Below are 18,795 nucleotides of genomic sequence, written 5' to 3' on the forward strand. Positions count from 1 at the left end.
GGTTTACGATACGCTGCAACCGGTAAAACTTAATTTTCAGGAAGATACTTAATATTTGGAACACTTTACAGCGATCATTCCCTTGCAAAAATTTAATTGATAAAAAACATCTCAAATAACCGTCACAGGTAATTTCGTTTTCATAATGATCAATAATAAGCGTTTAGAAACTGTTTGAGAATTTCCAAATTGCGACTAATGATCATTACGGGCGTTACCGGCGTGCGTGCGGCCAACGCCTATTACTGCCGACCTATTCTCAAAGAAATCGTATTTTCCTGTTCATAGGCATTCTAAATATCAGCCGAAAATTGGTAATGAAGATAGTAAAAAGGGAATTTTAATTTATTTTTTTACAAATTCCTTCTCGTTGTTGAATACTTTAAAAATATCCTCCTCCGATAACGCCTCTTTAAATATTTTTGCACCATTCATATACCCATGGAATATCCTTTCTGACGGAAACTCCTCATTTCGTCCCAGCATCCATTTATTATTAACCGACAGATTCGCGATTTGATTTGTTATTGCTGTTCCTTTTAACACGCCATCTATATAAACATAAAGCGTTTTGCCATTGCATACACCCGCTATATGATGCCAATGTTGGAGCCAATCCGATGGCAAATCAACAGTGCAATCTCCTCTTCCCCAACCACCTGTAAAAAAAGTAAGTGATTTACCCGCAACTACCTGCAAAACGTTGATATCACCTTTGGTAAAAACATCTGTTAAACCTGGCTCAACAGATGTTGGATATACCCATGTCATCATAGTGATGGTTTCCCCAAGTTCATCTAAACTTGCCGCAGAATTCAATTCGACGTAACAGTTGTCCCCAAAAAGTAATTTATCACCAATATTTTTTGTATCCTCCGCGTTGGAAGATATAATTCGCCCGTTATTGTTAAAACCTGACTTGTCAGTTATCAAATTATCAGCATTGATTCCCACCGACGGCAGGTCTAGTAAAAGCGATTCCTTTTTACCCATGTAAACCTTATAATCAATCTTATTGTTATCAATTATAACGTGCTGAAACCCTGCTTTTGCGGCAACAAAATAATGCTTAAGGTTTTTCGTTTCACCCGGGTTAAGTATTAAAGTATCTCTGAAAGCCACGGAGTCGTTGATAATTATCGGGATATTAAGGACACTTTTTATACCCCCAATATTTTGAATGTTATAATTGAGCTGTTGCTTCTCATTTAGCCTAATCATTGGGGTTGCAGTAAGCGCTGTTACGCTGTAATTATGCGCTACCGACTTTTTAGATTTTTTAACTATAACTGACATTGGCTTCATTCCATTAATCTCTAGTATAGATTTACCTACTGGGTATAGCCGGACCTGCATAGAATTTTTTACTATCATTCCCGACGCAACCATGCAATTTTTAACCCCATAGCGCTTTCCGTTAACTGTTAAACTAACTGTTTTTGTTCCCGTGGCACCTTTGTTGATAATAGAGAATTTTACAGATAATAATTCATCAGGCTCGACGGTCTTTTTAGTAACGGAGTAGCTTAAAATTTCGAATTTCGGACTGCTCTTTGTTTCCGAAAGTTCAACCGGTTTTTTGTTCAACGGCCACTTTCCGGCTTTGTGCCCCATATTAAAAACCATTTCACCACCTGCTGTCAGCTTAGCATGTGAGATAGTCGATTTCGGCCATAACTCTCCATTTATATAGATTGATTGTACAACGGGATTTTTCACAGATGAGCCTGGGCTATTAATTATAAAATCCTTGTTGTTTGGAAGGTGTAGCGTTACCGATTGAAACAGCGGTGAGCCAATAGCATAAATTGGTCTTCCTGGGCATACCGGATATACGGCGATAGCACTGAAAACGTACCAGCTTGAGGTAGAACCCAGGTCATCATTACCAGGCAATCCACCCGGTGAATTACTGAATCGCTCAAGCATGATCTGCCTGCACCATTTTTGTGTTAATTCAGGCTTATCCGCCTGGTTAAATAAATAAGGCAAATGAAACACCGTTTCATTATCAAATAAAATGGCATTATGGGAAAGCGCGGAGTCAAGTCGGAAAGCAAACCGCTCATTCCCCCCAAGCAGGTTGATCAGATCCTTTGCATCTTGAGGGACAAAATAGGTATAGACCCACTTGTCGCCTTCTTTATACCCTGACATACCTGGCTGAAGCTTAAAACCGCTTTTATTTCTGGGAAGAAAAAAAAGTTCATCAGCATTAAAAAGATTACGATAACTGTAGCTTCTGTTTAAGAGTATCTTATAGTCTTCATCATTGTGAACCACTTGTTTTGCATACTGCGAAAGGGCCCAATCATCATAAGCGTATTCAAGCGTTCGTGTTACTGATTCAGAACGCGTAAAAGGGATATATCCGTTTTTATGGTAGATATCCATATCAGGTTGTAAAAATGGAGAATCTACTAAATTACTTTTCATAGCTTTATAAGCTAGCTCTTTGCTAAAACCATTAATCCCCTTAAGATAGCTATCAACTATAATCGGCACAGCATGATTACCAGTCATGGATTCTGTTGGTAGGTGGCCGGTTTGATTATATACATCGAGCATGGATAAAACCACATCTTTTTGCTTATCGGGGTAAAGCAGGGTAAGCAACGGATGCAGGGAACGGAAGGTATCCCACGGAGAAAAAGCTCCATATTGACAGGCACCTGTTTTCTGGTAAATTTCACCATCAGCACCCTTGTATTTGCCGTTCACATCATCTATAACCCAGGGGATCAATAACGAATGATAGAGCGCTGTGTAAAAAACGGTTTTATTTTGTTCGTTTTCGTCAATTACATCAATAACAGCTAGTTTCTTAAGCCATTCGTCACTTGTACGTTTACGGATCTGTTCAAAAGACAAGGCACCGATTTCTTTATCAATATTGTTTTGAGCGCTTGCATACCCAACTGGCGACGCGCTCAACTTAAGACCGATAACTTTTTCACCTTTTAATGGCGATTCAAAACTGAAGATCCAGCCGCCGTTAACCCGCTTTTTATTTGTGTATGCTTCGGTAAAATTGATAACTGTATTTCCATTTGAAGCCTGCAATACTGTGGGTGACACAGCATTGATTTCCATAGCGTCGCCAATAAAGATCCCAGGCCGTGAAGCCGCAGCGAATGTGAAACGGAATAACCCTGCTCTTACTGTTGTTGTTGCTTCGGCAATAGTATGGTCATCATCAAAAATCACTTTATAATATCCCGGACTTGCTGTTTCGTTTGTGTGCGAAAACTTTCGACAATACCCGCCAGCTTCAAACCCTGCGTCCGTATTAACCGGCATGACATAAAAGTGACCCGATGAGCCCTCCGGAAAGCCACTCATGTGCCCGGAACAACTGAAATAATAAATGGCGTTATTTTCGTAGTTATAGCCTTTCGCAAACGTTGTTTCGGGACTTATCTGTATAAACCCTGATGGCGCTACCGCCCCGGGATAAGTACCGCCCTCGCTGCCCCATTTGGTTGCTACGTTGCTTTTGGCCGTACCGATAAACGAATTTACATATCGCAGGTGGTTTGCGTGTTGCGCGGAAACGCCGCCACAAAAAAGTGTTACTAAAACAGCAACAACGGCAAGCGTAAAAGGAGTTTTCAAATCAAATTAGTTAATAAATTAAAAAGCATCAGCTTTAATTATATTTTTATGTAGATCTTTCTTTTATCCATCAGGTAGCCCACAAACCAGCAAAGCAGCATATAACAGGTTGCAAAAACGAGCGTGCCCAATGCTCCGGGGAATATTTGCTGATAAAAAACGTTGTTAATCCAGTCGTAAAAACTCAAGTCAGGTTTTACCCAAATTAGCTGCAGGCACGTTAACAACAACTCCGACAGCAGATAAATGGCTAATGAATTACGGCCAAATACCAGGAAGAAGTTTGTTCCCCATTTTATATTTTTCAGCTCAATTACATATACCAGCATCCCTAATAAAACCAGGTCAATGCCCACAGTAAGCAATACAAATGAGCTTGTCCATAATTTTTTGGCAATCGGGAAAAACTGCGCAAAAAACAAAGCCCCGCAAATAAGCAATACACCAAACATTAATAATTTGGCTACAGACTCGTAATTTCTTCCTTTCCGCTGAATGTATGCGCCCGCCAGATATCCTCCTATAACATTTACAATACCTGTTAACGTACTTAACAACCCCTCCGGGTCAAAAGCTATCGGACCTCCTTTATCATGGTATAAGTGGTCATTACCTAAAATTAAGATATCCAGGCGAGTGCCCGCGTTGCCCAGCATCGTATATTCTTTACCAGCCTCGCCAAACAGCAGTAAAAATGCCCAATACCCAATTAACAGGCACCCCGAAATAACAACAACTGCTTTCTTTGAGCAATAATGAACAATTATGGCCCCAAAGAAATAGCAAAGCGCAATCCGCTGCAATACACCCATAATCCGGGTATGACTAAGAGGGTTAAATATCCATGTTCCATTTTCGCGGTGAAAAAACGGGAACCAATACATCAGGTATCCCAATAAAAAAATTATAACCGTACGCTTAAATATCTTTCCTAAAAATCCACCGTTGCTTTGGAGCCTATTTTTTGAAAAACTTAATGCGTTGCCCACAGCAAAAAGAAAGGACGGAAAAACCAGGTCTGTAGGTGTAAAGCCAAACCAGGCAGCGTGATCAAGCGGCGCCCACTGAATAGCGCCGGAACCCGGCGCATTTACAATGATCATAAAACAAATGGTCATCCCTCTAAAAATATCAAGAGTTATAAATCTGTTGTTGGACAATGTCATATAGCTAAAATTTTTAATTAATGTTACCTGCTAATTTATAAGTCGCCCTGCCGGCAGCCTGTTCTGATAGGATGCGCACATTATCCGGCCTTTCACCATCCTCATCATAAATTACCAGTTTATTAATACCCTGTTTTAACCAGCACTCGGGAACGTATATACCTATATCGTTACCGATTTTTTCGGGATAGCGGCCCAAATTATACCCGTTAATCCAAACGGAACCATGGCTGAGCCCATTTGTATGTACCCGCCAGATGAGATGCTGCCCCTTAACCGCCGGAATAGTAAATTGCGAGCGATAAAATTGCGGCCCATCAGGCAACCTATTTTTGGCGAGTTTAGCCCAGCCAGTCGTTTCATCCGGGTTACCAGGCCCACCGCGCATTTTCCAGCCTGTTAATAAAACGCCATCGCCACTATTATTTATTCTTACCGGCTGATCAATCCCGCCTTCATTGGAGTAATTTTCTATAAACACAGCCAGTGTCATTGGTTTTTCAAGAACAGCGGAATCATTAACCTCAACGTTAAATGGCGTGTTCCATCCTTCATGATGGCTTATTTGTTTACCATTAATAAATACAGTAGCATTTTCGTCAACACTCCTGAAACTCAATATTAGCTTTGTAAAACCTTCCCGTTGTGCCGGGATAATGGTTTGAAACCAGCCAAAACCCTCCTTCTGGTCAAAGGCATCGGCACCGATGGTGTATTTTTTCCATTGAGAAGTATCAAAAACCGGGGGTCCTTGTTTTACTTTGTCAACCTTTGCTGCTTTTATAAAATACCAGTTAGCCAAAGTACTGATAAACGGCCCGCCATTTTTTAGCGTCGCATCGCCTGATAAGCCCTTTTGGTCAACATCATTAATAGCCCCCAGGTAGGCAACAAGCTTGTCTCGGCCATCATGAGCAGTAAAAACAGCAAGCGTATGCTCTCCTTTTTTTACGTCAAACGAGACTTCACCATCGCGAATTTTCCATTTAGCGGCGCGTTTTCCATCTATAAACACAGTTCCGTTGCCACCGCCGTCAACCTGCATGGTGTATTTTTCGGTTGTTGGTGCGCTAAATCGTGTGCGGTACCAGACATAAGGTGTTAAATCACCGTCAGCGCCCATTTGCAAAGGCGATGAACTTTTAAACCATTTTTTATCATCATAACGAGATGCTGCTGCATCAGTGGCATTTTTAGTTTCCCAGGATGATAATTTAACAATTGCTTTTGCGCTTACTGATCTTTGATTATCATTCAGCAGCAATGCGGAACCTTTCTCAAAGTAAATCATGGCAGGGCCATCTTTTTTTGATGTTAAAGGATACTCAGCATCAGCAAGGATCTTTCCATTCTTAAACGCCGCTTTTCCTAAATAGGATACCCCACTGATGATTATATTTGATGAAGACATTTCTGCCACCCATGTTTTATCCAGGGCCGTTCTGTTCATGGCTAATACCCGGATCTTTTGTTTACCCGTTGTAAAGGAATATTCAACAGCTACTCCGCTCCCATTCATTGTGCCGTTAACATCAACCTTATTTCCGGTTATTTTAATCTCAGTTGAGTTTTGTGGGACATTTATTTTACCAGCTGCTAAAAAATGTAAAGAAACGGGCTCATTCTGTTCCGCTTCAACCAAAATTGTAGTGGTATTTCCCTGCTTAATAATACCGTATATCCGTGTAAACGCCCAGTCAATGGTTATAGCTTTATTGATATTGAAGTTGTGCACCAGCGGATAAATCTCGCCCGGCCTAACGCTAATCCTGATATTTGAGTTGATATCGTTTACCCTAAGGTTTGGTTTTAAAGCAGTAGCCCCCGGGTTATCCAAAAAAACAAGATCGCCGGCTTTACTTGAACGTGCGGTTATCTTTAGGCCTGAATCAGCAGTAATATTTTTAATTGAAGCGGTTGCATCTATGCTGTTTTCAAGAATCTCCTTAAAGCTGTGCGCGAAAAAGGCAGCGCGCTTAAAAGTGTAATAAAGCGGCCGAAGATCGCCGGCCTGGCCAACTGCAGCACCATAATCATAGGACGCTGCATCCTCATCGTTATTGGTGTATCCAAAGTTAGATCCGCCATGCGCCATATAATAATTGTAGCCATTACCGCCATGCGCGATTATTTTCCAGGTACGCCGGTCATATACCCCGGCATCGGCTGGTTTTGCACCATATTGAGAATACCAAACACTCCAAAACTCGGTTGAAAACCACGGATTTGGCCGGCTAGAATCATCAAGTTTACCATCCCCGGCAGGGTCGCTTGAATGGTGCAGTCCGCTAAAAAAGTAAGGGACCTGTAACCCTAAGTTCAGTGCTTTGCTTTGCAAGCGCTTAAAGTAGTTATCAGGCATAATAGTACCCCATCCGTTCGGATGTTCGTTTTCTAATTGCACCATTATTACTGCGCCGCCTTTATTAATTTGGTTATTGAATACTATTGGCAGCAGCTTATCAAAAAAACGATCTACATATTCCTCAAATACGGCATTGTCTTCCCGTACTCTTAGTCCTCTTTTAAACTTGAGCCATATAGGGTAACCGCCATTATCCCATTCGGCGCAATAATACGGGCCAACCCTGACTATGGCATACATACCCATTTTTTTCACCAGTGCTAAAAATGCACCCAGGTCATGATCACCGCTGAAATTAAATTTCCCTTCCAGCGGCTCGTGAAAATTCCACATGGTATAAATCTCCACACAATTAAAACCTGCCCTTTTTAAACGCAAAAGCCTGTCGTACCAAAGCTGATGCGGTACGCGCGCATATTCCAAACCAGCAGATACCAGGAAAGTACGTTTACCATTAACCAAAAATCCTTTGCTGTCAAAATCGATATAAGGTTTGGCGATTGCCGATGCCGGGAAAATATGGTCATTACTCGTCTGCCCAAGTACAGCGGCATTGCAAGCCAATAAAACCAGCACCGCTAAAAACAAGTAGAACCTCTTAATCATCTTGCCCCGGGTTAATAAGATTGTTGGATGATGCTGTTATATTTTGCAAACAGTAGTTCAGCCTGTTCAATGGCATCGCCTTTAATAGCATCCGGGTAGGCATTATCATGCTTATTAACCCACTGCCATTCCCAGTCTTTTACCTGCTTATCAAATACCTTATCATCAAACGGCGTGTTGGAAGCCATTGCTTTATTAAGCTGTGAAAAATATAATTCCCAGCGTGGTTTATAATAGCCTTTTATCAACCCTGCCCATTGGCGGTTGGAGTATTCCCGCAGCCCGCTTTCTTTATCGCCCCACAGGGTCACCAAGTCTCTTGCATTAAATTCGTAAAGATTTTTCTCAGCGTCAGTAATGCCATTGGCTCTTGCTTCATTGATCCATTTACCCAATAAAAAGTCTTTACGGGTACTCAATAGGGCATCCATATCATCCATCAGCTGTAAAAATGCGGTGCTGTATTTTTTAAAGCCGTTTTTGTCGCCGCCTTTGTACGCGGCAACCATTTTTTGCTGTAATGGTGTGGCATAATTGGCAAGCACCTGCCGGGTTACATCAACCAAATCATACTGAAAACCATCACTTTTTTCAAGGCTACCGGCGGCGGCTATCAGTAAACTCCAGGCTTTTACCAGTTCTTTAGGGTCGTAGTTCAGTTTGGTTAATACCCTGTCGATAGTCGGCCGCATTGTTGGCCTTGCAACAATTATTGATTCGGGGCCTCCCTCTGTCAGCCCACCGCTATACACGGTATTTAATAAAATATGCCATGCCTCGCCGGCACGGGAGTCCTTTTGACCATAGCGCCTGCGGGCATAGTCTTTTACCCACTCATCTGCATCAATGGGCGTGTTTCTCCATACATTCTCCAACATCAATTCAAACAGCGCAGGGTTTTGTTCTATCCCTTCCGGCGCAAGGCCAATCCCCATCATATTTTTTGATTCCGGGTCGTGAAGTGCAATGGCAGGGTCAGCAGCTACATGGCGCATCCGCCCGAACAAGCTGATATTACCCCCAAAGTTTTGCAGCATATTCCAGATCCAGGGTTTGCCGTAATAAGCATCGGTACGGTTCCAAACCGGGTGGGCATCACTGTATAGATCAAGGATAATCATTTGATCATTAGGAATAGCATTCAGCAAAGCTTTGATCTGCTGGGGCTGCCAGAATTTATTATTGTAATGAAACATCCACCCCTGCATTACCCAAACCGCTTTAGGGTCTGCAACTGTCATCGACCTGAACACTTTTTTACTCATCCCATCCAGGTAGGTTGAATCGTTGGTGGGTGGTACATTTTCATTAAATGTGTCGGCAGAATAAAGGTGATCCGTTCCAAATTCCTTTGTTTGCGCTTCGATATATTTCTTGCCAATAGTTTCAAACATTTCATCATCCGGATCGAGAATATAAACATCAGGAAATCCGGCGTCCCAATTGGTTTTTTTAACTTTTGCCTTCGGAAACCTGTCTTTAAAAGAAGGTGGCACATGCCCTGTAAATGATGACAGTACGGGTTTCATCCCGAATGAGCGCTCACGGTCCAGGATCTTTTTCTGCAATGCTTTATGGCTATCCATCCAGTGCTGAGGTAATGGACCGCCCCATGCATCAATATTCCCCATCCAAAACCAGGAAAAATATGCAGGTCCACTAAAAAATGCAGCCAATTCCTTGTCGGCAAAGCCCATACTTTTATATACATCCTGCCAAACAGCTTCTTCGCCGGTAATGGCAAGCGGTGTGTTGATCCCATTCAAGGCCATCCAGTCAATCTCCTTCTGCCAGCGTTCCCAGTTCCACCATGCCATTGAGTAATTAAACGTGCAATAGTTGAGGTAATACCGGTATTGGTATGGGGTAGATTTGTGTACCTTGTTTGAAACGGGGGGCAAACTTGCCGGTAGTTTTAAATTTGTGCCATTCCACCCGATATCACAAAAGGTATAATTTTTAAGATAATAATTTAAAGCTGCTGCTACAGATAAGCCATTGCTGCCACGTAAAATTATTTTACCATCGCGGCTGTCAAGTTCAAATGCATCCTTGCCATTATCCTGGCTTATGGCTTCTACAATGAAAGATGCCGACCTACCCGGAATAACCCGTTCAATAAAATCATGGGAAGCTTTTTGATCAACCTGGGCATAAGCATTTAAACCAAATACACCGATAATAAAAACTAACAAGCAATTTCTCATCTATATATAATCTTTTAATTACGAATTTTAATGGCAAATAAAAGCCGGTAGCCAACATAATCATATTTATCAATAATGAATACTGGGCTACCGGCAACTTAAATTAAATTATTATTTTTAAAAGTTTGGATTTTGCACCAAAACTCCCTTACTCTTATCAATTTCTACCTGTGGCAAAGGAAAATAATAATTTTTAGGGCGGATAAATGTTACTGTTTTTGACTGGTCAATAGGGGCCTTTGAAACCGGCAGGTTGTATATCGCCGCAATATCAACAATTTTAGCTTTATCCCAACGCATAAGGTCCTGGTGGCGTTCGCCTTCTCCGGCCAGCTCCACACGGCGTTCATGAATTAATTGCGTCATACCTGCACCAGAAACCGCCGGCAATAACGGTGATGCCCGGTGCCTTACCTGGTTGATCAGTGCATCACCCGCACCGGCGCCCTGCGTACGGATTAAGGCCTCTGCTACCAAAAGGTAAATATCAGCCGACCGCATTAACGGAACTGCAAAGGTATGGTCAACGCCACCGCCATCTGCCGCTGTGTTAAAAACAGCATACTTTTTAAAAGCAAAGCCTGTTGCCGACAGATCGGCAGTAAAAGTGGTTAGTCCATTACCATCACCCAAATCTATCTTATCGCCAACACTCAAAAGGGTAGCAGCCTTACGCGGGTCATTGGCCTCAAATTCATTTGCCAAACCCTGTAAAGGCTGGCTAAAACCATATCCACCCCATGGCCTTGGGATATAATATACTGTAAAATCATTTTGAACAACGTTTTGTACTGCCTGGATAGAGAATAACAATTCTGTACTGTTCTCATTGGCACGGGTAAAGTTATCAGTGTAATTGGCAGCCAATGCATAGTGCGAATTTGAGATTACCTTTTGGCCTGTAGCTATTGCTTCGGGAAATTTTTCCCAATACATATAAAGCTTGGTTAAAAACCCGAGCGCCGTCCCTTTGCTTACGCGGCCGCGATCCGTAGCGCCATAGCTTTCAGGTAACAATTCAACCGCCTTCAGCAGATCTGACTCAATTTGTTTCCTTACATCCTCAATTGACGATTTTGGAACATTAAAAATCTGTTTGGTATAATCTTCTTCGGTAATGATAGGGACATCGCCATGAATTATCATTAAGCGCCAGTACCCAAAAGCTCTTAAAAAATAAGCCTCGCCCATACTCCGATTTTTCACCTCAGTAGAAATAGCAGTTATTTTAGGGATATTTATGACGCAATTTGTTGAGCGGTTAATTTCCTCATATCTCCATTTCCATGGATACCTTATTGCTGCATTTGAAGCATCATAGGTTAAATTCTCTATTCCTTCATCTTCTCCATGATCGCCCGAGCGCCAGTAATCATCAGAGGGAACATCAAATGTAGCTTCTGCATGGCCAATATAATCTTCTTCCTCTAAAAGGCTATAGATCCCGGATACTGCATTAACAGCATCAACTTCATTTCTGAAATAATTATCTGAGGTATAAACCCCTTGTTGTTTTAAATCAAGCGCTTTTTTACAAGCGTTGTTAAATAACGCAAACACAATGACTGTATATATGATTATTTTCGATTTCATGATTTTATAATTTAGCTGTTAAACCAAACGTAATTGTTCTAACCGAAGGGTACTGGGCCACATCAACCCCCCTTTGTAAATTGCCATTAGTATATCCAAGCTCAGGCGTATATCCCTTGTATTTGGTTATCATAAATATGTTCTGACCGGATGCGTAGAACCTTAAACTGCTTAAAGTTGCTTTTTTAGCCCATTTAACAGGTAGGGTATAACCCAACGTCGCATTTTTAAGGCTGAAATAGCTGCCGCTTTCAACAAACAGGTCAGAGGTGCGGTAGTTATCATTTGCTCGGTCAAGCGATAATCTTGGGATGCTATTGCTTGTTCCCGGGCCGGTCCAGCGGCCTAAGTCTTCGGCATAAAGATTAAACGGATAAGTTGGATCTATTCCCTGCATCCTGTCGGCATTGTATAAGCTCACGCCAAACACGCCTGTAAAACTTGCCGAAAAATCAAAGCCTTTGTAAGATATACTCCCCTGTAAACCGGCAGTAACGTTGGGATTAGGGTTGCCCAGGGTTGTACGATCATTACCATCAATTAAACCATCACCGTTTAAATCAAGAAATCGCACATCACCTGGCCTGATTGCACTTTTTCTCGAATCGTTTTTAAGGGCGGGGTCATTATCTATCTCGGCCTGGGTTTGGTATAAGCCATCGGTTTTCCATCCGTAAAATGAAGCTATTGGTTGCCCCTGGTAAGTTCTTGAGATCTCCTGGCTTGAACGGCCATATACTACCGATCCGATAAACGTGCCATCGCCATTAAGCTTGGTTACTTTATTTTTAATGAATGAAGCATTTGCTCCAAATGAATACTTTAAGCCATTATCGCCTCCCTGGTAGTTAAATTCTACCTCAACACCATGGTTGTTCATCGTACCTATGTTTTGATTAGGAATGGCTACTGAACCGGCTGAACCTACCACAGGCGGTGAAATAAGCATACCTTTTGTATTCTTATTAAACCAGGTTACTGTTGTATTTAACCTGTTATTTAAAAAGCCTGCATCAAGGCTAATGTTAGTCATGGCGGTACGTTCCCAGGTAATGTCCGGATTAGCTATACTTGTAACAGCAGCGCCACTTACACCTGTACCACCAAAAGCATAACCACCATTTTCATAGGTACTGCCAATTTTTAGTAAACTCAGGTATTGGTATGGTCCAACATTCTGATTTCCCAGCTCACCATAACCAGCTGTTAACTTAAGGTTATTTATCCAGGTTATATTTTTAATAAATTGCTCGTTAGACAGCCTCCAGCCTAGTGAAAAAGCAGGAAAATACCCCCATTGTTTGCCGGGAGCAAATTTTGAGGATCCGTCCGCACGGAAAGTTACTGTTGCAAGGAACCTGCCGTCGTAATCATAAAACAACCTTGCAAAACCTGATTGAAGGGAAGTTGGTTGCACCGGTAAACTTGAATTAAACTGGCTGTTACCCTGGTTAAGTACTCTTTGAGCCGGGTCTGTATCATCATATCCCACCCTTGAAGCATTAAAGCCATAATCTTTAAAGTTTTGATAAGAATAACCACCTGTAAACGTTACATGACTTTTGCCAAATACTTTATCATAAGTAAGGAAGGATTCTACCAATTGCGATGATACCTCTTCCTCAGTTTGAGTTAAGGTAGAAGTTGTATTTTGCCTGGCCTGGTTTACATCTGCAATATTAAAATTGTATCCCCGGTTTATTGTGCCGTCAAAAGCATAATTAACACGTAGTTTCAATTCCTTTACAAAAGTAATTTCTGCAAAGGCATTAGCTAAAGCCCGATATTTTTTGCTAAATCTGTCGGCTTCCTGTACAGTTGCATACGGGCTGTTAATATCTCCCAGCTGGTTGGCAAAAGCTTTTGATGTGCCATAACTACCGTCCGGATTAATCAAAGGTATAGCAGGGTTAAAGCGCAATGCCGAAAATATTAAACCCGTTTGCGAGTCGTTATTATTAAAGCTATTATTAGCTGCATAGGTTAATTGTATATTCTCGCCAAGCTTTAACCATGGTTTTACCTTATGCTCCGAATTGATTCGGGTGCTGTAGCGTTTAAAATTAGTTTTATCAATTATTCCGTCCTCATTATAAATTGAGGTTGAAAAATAATAGTTTGATACATCATTTCCACCCTGAATGTTAACATCGCCGTTAGTTACGTGTCCGGTACCCATAATCGCGCGCTGCCAGTCAGTTCTTTGCACAGCGTAGTAATCATTGTTCCACGGTGCGTCAATAGCCACGCCATCATTGGTATATCTTTCCCGCTTCAATTTGTATAAGTCTGGTGCAGTTAGCAGATCTATATATTTGGTTGAGTTTGAAAATCCATTATAAAAATTTACAGTAGTACTTAGCTTTTGGTTATATGTACCCTTTTTGGTTGTTACCAAAACCACGCCGTTCGCAGCCCTGGTACCATAAATCGCGCTCGAAGAGGCGTCTTTCAAAATGTCGATGGATGAAATGTCATTAGGGTTGATATCGCTTAATGCATCTGGGTTACTGGTGGGTACACCATCAATTACCACAAGCGGATTAGCATCATTAATGGTACCTGTACCACGGATTCGGATACTTGGCGCAGCGCCGGGGCTCCCGTCATTACGAACAATGTTCACACCACTGGCCCTTCCCTCCAAAGCTTGTGTAGCAGAGCTTACGGGTAAATTTTGAATATCAGCACCTTTAACACTTGATATTGAACCAGTAACATCAACTTTCTTACTTGTTCCGTATCCTACAATTACCACCTCGCTTAATGCGGAAGGCAACGCATCCATTGTAATCGTTAAATTTGTCTTCCCATCAATTTGAACAACTTTTTTTCCGAAACCTATGTAGGTTAATTCTAAAACGCCATTTTCAGGCGCTATTATTGAAAACTCACCATTAATATCCGTAGTTACTCCTAAATTGGTGCCCTGTAATTTCACGCTTACCCCGATAAGTGGTTCGTTGTTTTTATCAACAACCTTTCCTTTTACGGTAACCTGCGCGTTAACATCATCCTGGTTATATATAATAACCACATTGTCATCTGCTATTTTATAGGGGAGCTTATTCTCGATTATCGCATCTAAAATCTGGTTAATGGTAGCGTCCTTTACCTGTAGATTTACCTTACCTAGTTTTTTGATGCTCGAGTAATTATAAAAAAAGCGGTAATCGCTTTGTTTTTGAATTTTGGTAAGTATGTTGCTTACATCGCTATGCTTAATATCGAGCGAGAACTTTTGCTGGGAGTAAACACTTGCCGAAGCTTGAAGGCAGGCAACCAGAATTATTAAAAATGCTGCTTTCATTAGTAAAATGAATTTAAAGCATGGTTGTGCATATATAAACGCAAATGCCTTTATTAGTTTTTTCATTACATTTGTTTTTGAAAATTAAGGAATGGAGTAAGCTGTCTGAAAACTTTTACTCCTGTTATTTTGTCCCGATTTTTAAGGGGGAAGAGTACCACCTCTTCCCTTGTTTATATAGCACTTTAGGAATCTGATAAGTAAGTTTCTTTCATAATAATATAAGCTTGAGTGAATAAATTAATTGATTGCGTTTCCAATATGCGCTAAGTAAATGGCCCGTCCATCTATCCGGAATTTAAACGGCGTTGTCATTTTAATAATTTCCAGTGCCTGCTCCAATGATTCGTTTTCCAATACCCCACTTATTTGTTCGTTTTTTAGTGACTGCTCTTCAAATGTTATTTGCACATTATATTTTCGTTCTATTTGCTTAGCTACCTCTTCAAAACTTTGGTTCGTAAATACTATCCTGTTATAAAGCCAGGCTGTTTCTTTAATACCTTTCGCGCTAACCCGGGGCAAAGCCGTTACCTGGTATTCTATTTTAGCTTCCCTGGCATTGGCGGCAGAGGCATTAAGTATTCCGGATATATTATTGTCAACAATAAGTTTTTCATTAGGTAGTAATATTATACTTTTCTCAGGCTTGTCTTTCAATTCAACCTGCACTCTTCCGGTTAGCAACGTTGTTTCAATATTTTTGTCATTACGATAGGCCTTAACATTAAATACAGTACCGAGTACTTTTACAGTAAGGGTATTTGTATGCACAAGAAACGGCTTTTTAGCATTTTTGGTCACTTCAAAAAAACCTTCGCCTTCCAGATCTACCTCCCGTGTTGTTTTTGAGAATGTCTCGGGATAAGAAAACGTACTGCCCGAATTAAGCTTTACCTTTGTACCATCAGGCAATATTATTCCGGCAGTTTTTCCGTATGGCACATAAACATGGCGAATAATCACTTTTGTCAATTGATTATCAGCAAGTTGCCTGTTAGTATAAAAAAATATGCCGCTTATAGTAAGCATCAATAATATAGCTGCCGCCACCCTCCAATAAATTAATGATCTTACATTTCTTTTTTCGAAGACTACCTGCCCTTCACCTGAATTTTTAATCTTATACCAAAGCTCTTCAATCCCTTCGCTAAAGTCTTTTTGTTTTACTGCGGGGTCCTGCTGTTTTAAATCTGTTGTTAAGGCATCAGTAACCTTTTGCATTTTTTTATATTCAGGAAACCGGTCAAGAAATATTTCTAGCTCCTTCAGCTCTTTTTCAGTAGCTGTTTTGCCAACACGCTTTGCCATGAGCTCAATAAACCTGGATTTTCCCATAATAATTAATGTTCTGCTGTAAGGACACAGCTCAGCTAAGATTTTCTTAATCGGAATTTAAAAAAAAGAAAATATTTAAGTACGCCCTCTATGGTATATATTTTAGTACAACTATTAAGTACGCAACGCGTGGTCAAGCTTTTTAAGGGCGATGGTAAGTTGGGCAAATACTGTTTTATTTGAAAGGCCAAGTATGGTTGCCACTTCATTGCATGACAGGTCATCGTCTTTTACCATCTTAAAGATCAACCTGCACCTTGGCGGCAATTCGTTAACAGCATCTACAACCTTTTTTTTTAACTCCTTACCAATAAGGAGCTGGGCAGGATCAACGGACAAATGGAAATAATATGCTTCCGTTACTTTTATTTCCCTAACCTTTTTCGATGAAATGCTTCGCAGGTGATTTAAGCATGCATTTTTTACGGCAACATATAAGTAAACGTGTAAATTCCTTATCGAATCAAGCTTTTTACGCCCTATCCAAACCTTCAGGAAAACATCGTTCACAATTTCCTCTCCCACCTCCCTGTCGTCTAACAATGAATACGTAAACTGGTACAATTTGACTACATATTGTTTATATAGCTCATTGAACGCAGATTCATCGTCATTAAACTGAATTTGATGAATAAGTTCATGGGTAATCACAGTTCGGTGTATTTCTTAACAATTATCAGGGAGCTTCCGGTGAAATATGCTGCAATATAACACACTTAACGTAAAGAAAATATTACAAATCAAAATATGTACAGCAGGCAAAACTGCACAACTCCTTTTAAAACATTTTTGGCAAAAAAAAGCCCCGCAGACGTGCGGGGCTTGTGCTCCTGAGGCTGGGCTCGAACCAGCGACCCTCTGATTAACAGTCAGATGCTCTAACCAGCTGAGCTACTCAGGAATCTTTTCCGTTTTGGAGTGTGCAAAAGTATCATTTCCGGTGTAATTACGCAACAACTCTTTGAAAAAAAATCAAATTTTATTTCAATTAATAATTTAGTGGCTGACTTAAAGCCATTTAAATTTTCACTCGATTATTAAATTGAGGCAATTGTGGCGTAAAATCATAATATTTGCAAAAATTTAATCACATAATTCATGAGTTTACTGGTAATTGGTACCGTTGCATTTGATGCTATTGAAACCCCTTTTGGCAAAACAGATAAAATTGTTGGCGGCGCCGCCACCTTTGCAAGTTTAGCCGCTTCATACTTCTATAATAAAACAAAAATTGTTGCCGTAGTGGGTGATGATTTTCCGCAAAGCTTTATAAAGGATTTTAACAATCATCATATTGATACTGAAGGCCTGCAGATAAAAGCCGGGGAGAAATCATTTTTCTGGAGCGGCAAATATCATAACGATATGAATACACGCGATACATTAATTACTGAACTCAACGTTTTGGCCGACTTTGATCCTATTATACCGGAAAATTACCAGGATTGCGAATATCTTATGTTGGGTAACCTTACGCCACAGGTGCAGCAGACTGTAATTAACAGGCTAAAAAATCGCCCGAAAATGATTGTGATGGATACCATGAACTTTTGGATGGATATAGCGTTAGATGATTTGCTGGCTACCATTAAAATGGTTGATTTATTAACTATTAATGATGCTGAGGCGCGCCAGCTTTCGGGCGAATACTCGTTGGTGAAAGCAGCCAATAAAATCCTGACTATGGGGCCTAAATACCTGATCATTAAAAAAGGAGAGCATGGTGCATTGTTGTTTGGTGAGGGTAAAATATTTGCTGCGCCTGCTTTGCCGCTAGCCGAGGTATTTGATCCAACCGGCGCGGGAGATACTTTCGCAGGGGGCTTTATTGGTTATATGGCGAAAATTGGCACTGTAAATTTCAATAACATGAAAAATGCGATCATTTTCGGTTCAGCGCTGGCATCTTTTTGTGTTGAAAAATTCGGTACGGAAAAGATCGTAAATCTTTCGCAGGAAGAAATTGCCGCAAGAGTACAGGAATTTGTGAGTTTATCTAAGTTTGAAATCGCTTAATAAAAGCATCTTTAACCCTTCGTAATCTTTTATAGAATTTAAATAGGCCTAACATTAACGTGGGCCTATTTTTTTTGTACCGAATGTGCCGGGGCAGTGATATGAGAATCCGGTATTATGATGGCACAATAAGTCAAAAAACTTCGTTTAAACAGGGTTAATACTGCCGGGAAAAATTTTACAATAAACCCTTTGAAATGAACAACTTAATTGGTTAACTTAGTGTAACCAATTAATGCCAAATCTTAGTAAAAGGAGGTTATTATGAAAAAAGTTGTAAAAACTGATCAGCCAGCTAAAGCTGAGATCATTTCAGAAGTGCGTGTTAATCAAAATTCGTCACAAAAAACATACCTGCAACACAAAGCTTTTGACCATTCACACGGGAGGGTAAACAAAACACCTTTCGGTATTAACCATGAACCAGGCTGCTTTTGATCATTTCTTAAGTCTGGTAAAGTATTGCTTTTTTAGTTTATTTGTGATCATTCAGACCGCAATACGGAAGAGAATGGGATGTTTTTCCGGTATATGCGTAACAATTATTAGGCTTGTATCTGCTACGTTAAAGGCTGGGAT

The 18,795-nt window shown here is 40.7% G+C and carries 10 protein-coding genes and 1 tRNA gene; 2 read left to right on the forward strand and 9 right to left on the reverse strand.

Annotation, left to right across the window (positions count from 1 at the left end; translation table 11 throughout):
• Nucleotides 1–345 precede the first annotated feature (345 nt).
• From MuYL_RS20900 to MuYL_RS20940, 9 genes are all read right to left on the reverse strand, one after another.
• Nucleotides 346–3,615 (reverse strand): GH92 family glycosyl hydrolase, encoded by a 3,270-nt coding sequence (locus MuYL_RS20900; RefSeq protein WP_094572396.1) that lies wholly within the window; start codon nt 3,613–3,615, stop codon nt 346–348.
• Nucleotides 3,616–3,653: 38 nt separating this feature from the next.
• Nucleotides 3,654–4,781, reverse strand: a complete 1,128-nt coding sequence (locus MuYL_RS20905) for an acyltransferase family protein (protein WP_094572397.1) — start codon at nt 4,779–4,781, stop codon at nt 3,654–3,656.
• 13 nt (nt 4,782–4,794) lie between these two features.
• Nucleotides 4,795–7,752, reverse strand: a complete 2,958-nt coding sequence (locus MuYL_RS20910) for a beta-galactosidase (RefSeq protein ID WP_094572398.1) — start codon at nt 7,750–7,752, stop codon at nt 4,795–4,797.
• Between the two features lie 11 nt (nt 7,753–7,763).
• Nucleotides 7,764–9,959: an alpha-N-acetylglucosaminidase gene (locus MuYL_RS20915; RefSeq protein ID WP_094572399.1), complete on the reverse strand. Its 2,196-nt coding sequence runs from the start codon at nt 9,957–9,959 to the stop codon at nt 7,764–7,766.
• Nucleotides 9,960–10,076: 117 nt separating this feature from the next.
• Nucleotides 10,077–11,552 carry a RagB/SusD family nutrient uptake outer membrane protein gene (locus MuYL_RS20920; protein WP_094572400.1) on the reverse strand — a complete coding sequence of 492 codons (1,476 nt, stop codon included), beginning with the start codon at nt 11,550–11,552 and terminating at the stop codon, nt 10,077–10,079.
• 4 nt (nt 11,553–11,556) lie between these two features.
• Complete coding sequence (locus MuYL_RS20925) at nt 11,557–14,928, reverse strand: TonB-dependent receptor (RefSeq protein ID WP_094572401.1); 3,372 nt, start codon at nt 14,926–14,928, stop codon at nt 11,557–11,559.
• A gap of 174 nt (nt 14,929–15,102) precedes the next feature.
• Nucleotides 15,103–16,200, reverse strand: coding sequence for a FecR family protein (locus MuYL_RS20930; RefSeq protein WP_094572402.1), 1,098 nt, complete (start codon nt 16,198–16,200; stop codon nt 15,103–15,105).
• A 114-nt stretch (nt 16,201–16,314) separates the two neighbouring features.
• Nucleotides 16,315–16,851: an RNA polymerase sigma-70 factor gene (locus MuYL_RS20935; protein WP_157741019.1), complete on the reverse strand. Its 537-nt coding sequence runs from the start codon at nt 16,849–16,851 to the stop codon at nt 16,315–16,317.
• 176 nt (nt 16,852–17,027) lie between these two features.
• Nucleotides 17,028–17,101, reverse strand: a tRNA-Asn gene (locus MuYL_RS20940).
• 197 nt (nt 17,102–17,298) lie between these two features.
• Here MuYL_RS20940 and MuYL_RS20945 point away from each other — a divergent pair.
• Both MuYL_RS20945 and MuYL_RS23355 read left to right on the forward strand, forming a co-directional pair.
• Complete coding sequence (locus MuYL_RS20945; protein WP_094572404.1) at nt 17,299–18,216, forward strand: PfkB family carbohydrate kinase; 918 nt, start codon at nt 17,299–17,301, stop codon at nt 18,214–18,216.
• Nucleotides 18,217–18,480: 264 nt separating this feature from the next.
• Complete coding sequence (locus MuYL_RS23355; protein ID WP_157741021.1) at nt 18,481–18,654, forward strand: hypothetical protein; 174 nt, start codon at nt 18,481–18,483, stop codon at nt 18,652–18,654.
• Nucleotides 18,655–18,795 lie beyond the last annotated feature (141 nt).

Source organism: Mucilaginibacter xinganensis (assembly GCF_002257585.1).
GTDB lineage: Bacteria > Bacteroidota > Bacteroidia > Sphingobacteriales > Sphingobacteriaceae > Mucilaginibacter > Mucilaginibacter xinganensis.

Coding starts and splice junctions, on each gene's coding strand:
- MuYL_RS20905 (WP_094572397.1), bottom strand. CDS start 4,781: ATGACATTGTCCAACAACAGATTTATAACTCTTGATATTTTTAGAGGG.
- MuYL_RS20910 (WP_094572398.1), bottom strand. CDS start 7,752: ATGATTAAGAGGTTCTACTTGTTTTTAGCGGTGCTGGTTTTATTGGCT.
- MuYL_RS20915 (WP_094572399.1), bottom strand. CDS start 9,959: ATGAGAAATTGCTTGTTAGTTTTTATTATCGGTGTATTTGGTTTAAAT.
- MuYL_RS20920 (WP_094572400.1), bottom strand. CDS start 11,552: ATGAAATCGAAAATAATCATATATACAGTCATTGTGTTTGCGTTATTT.
- MuYL_RS20925 (WP_094572401.1), bottom strand. CDS start 14,928: ATGAAAAAACTAATAAAGGCATTTGCGTTTATATATGCACAACCATGC.
- MuYL_RS20930 (WP_094572402.1), bottom strand. CDS start 16,200: ATGGGAAAATCCAGGTTTATTGAGCTCATGGCAAAGCGTGTTGGCAAA.
- MuYL_RS20945 (WP_094572404.1), top strand. CDS start 17,299: ATGAGTTTACTGGTAATTGGTACCGTTGCATTTGATGCTATTGAAACC.
- MuYL_RS23355 (WP_157741021.1), top strand. CDS start 18,481: ATGAAAAAAGTTGTAAAAACTGATCAGCCAGCTAAAGCTGAGATCATT.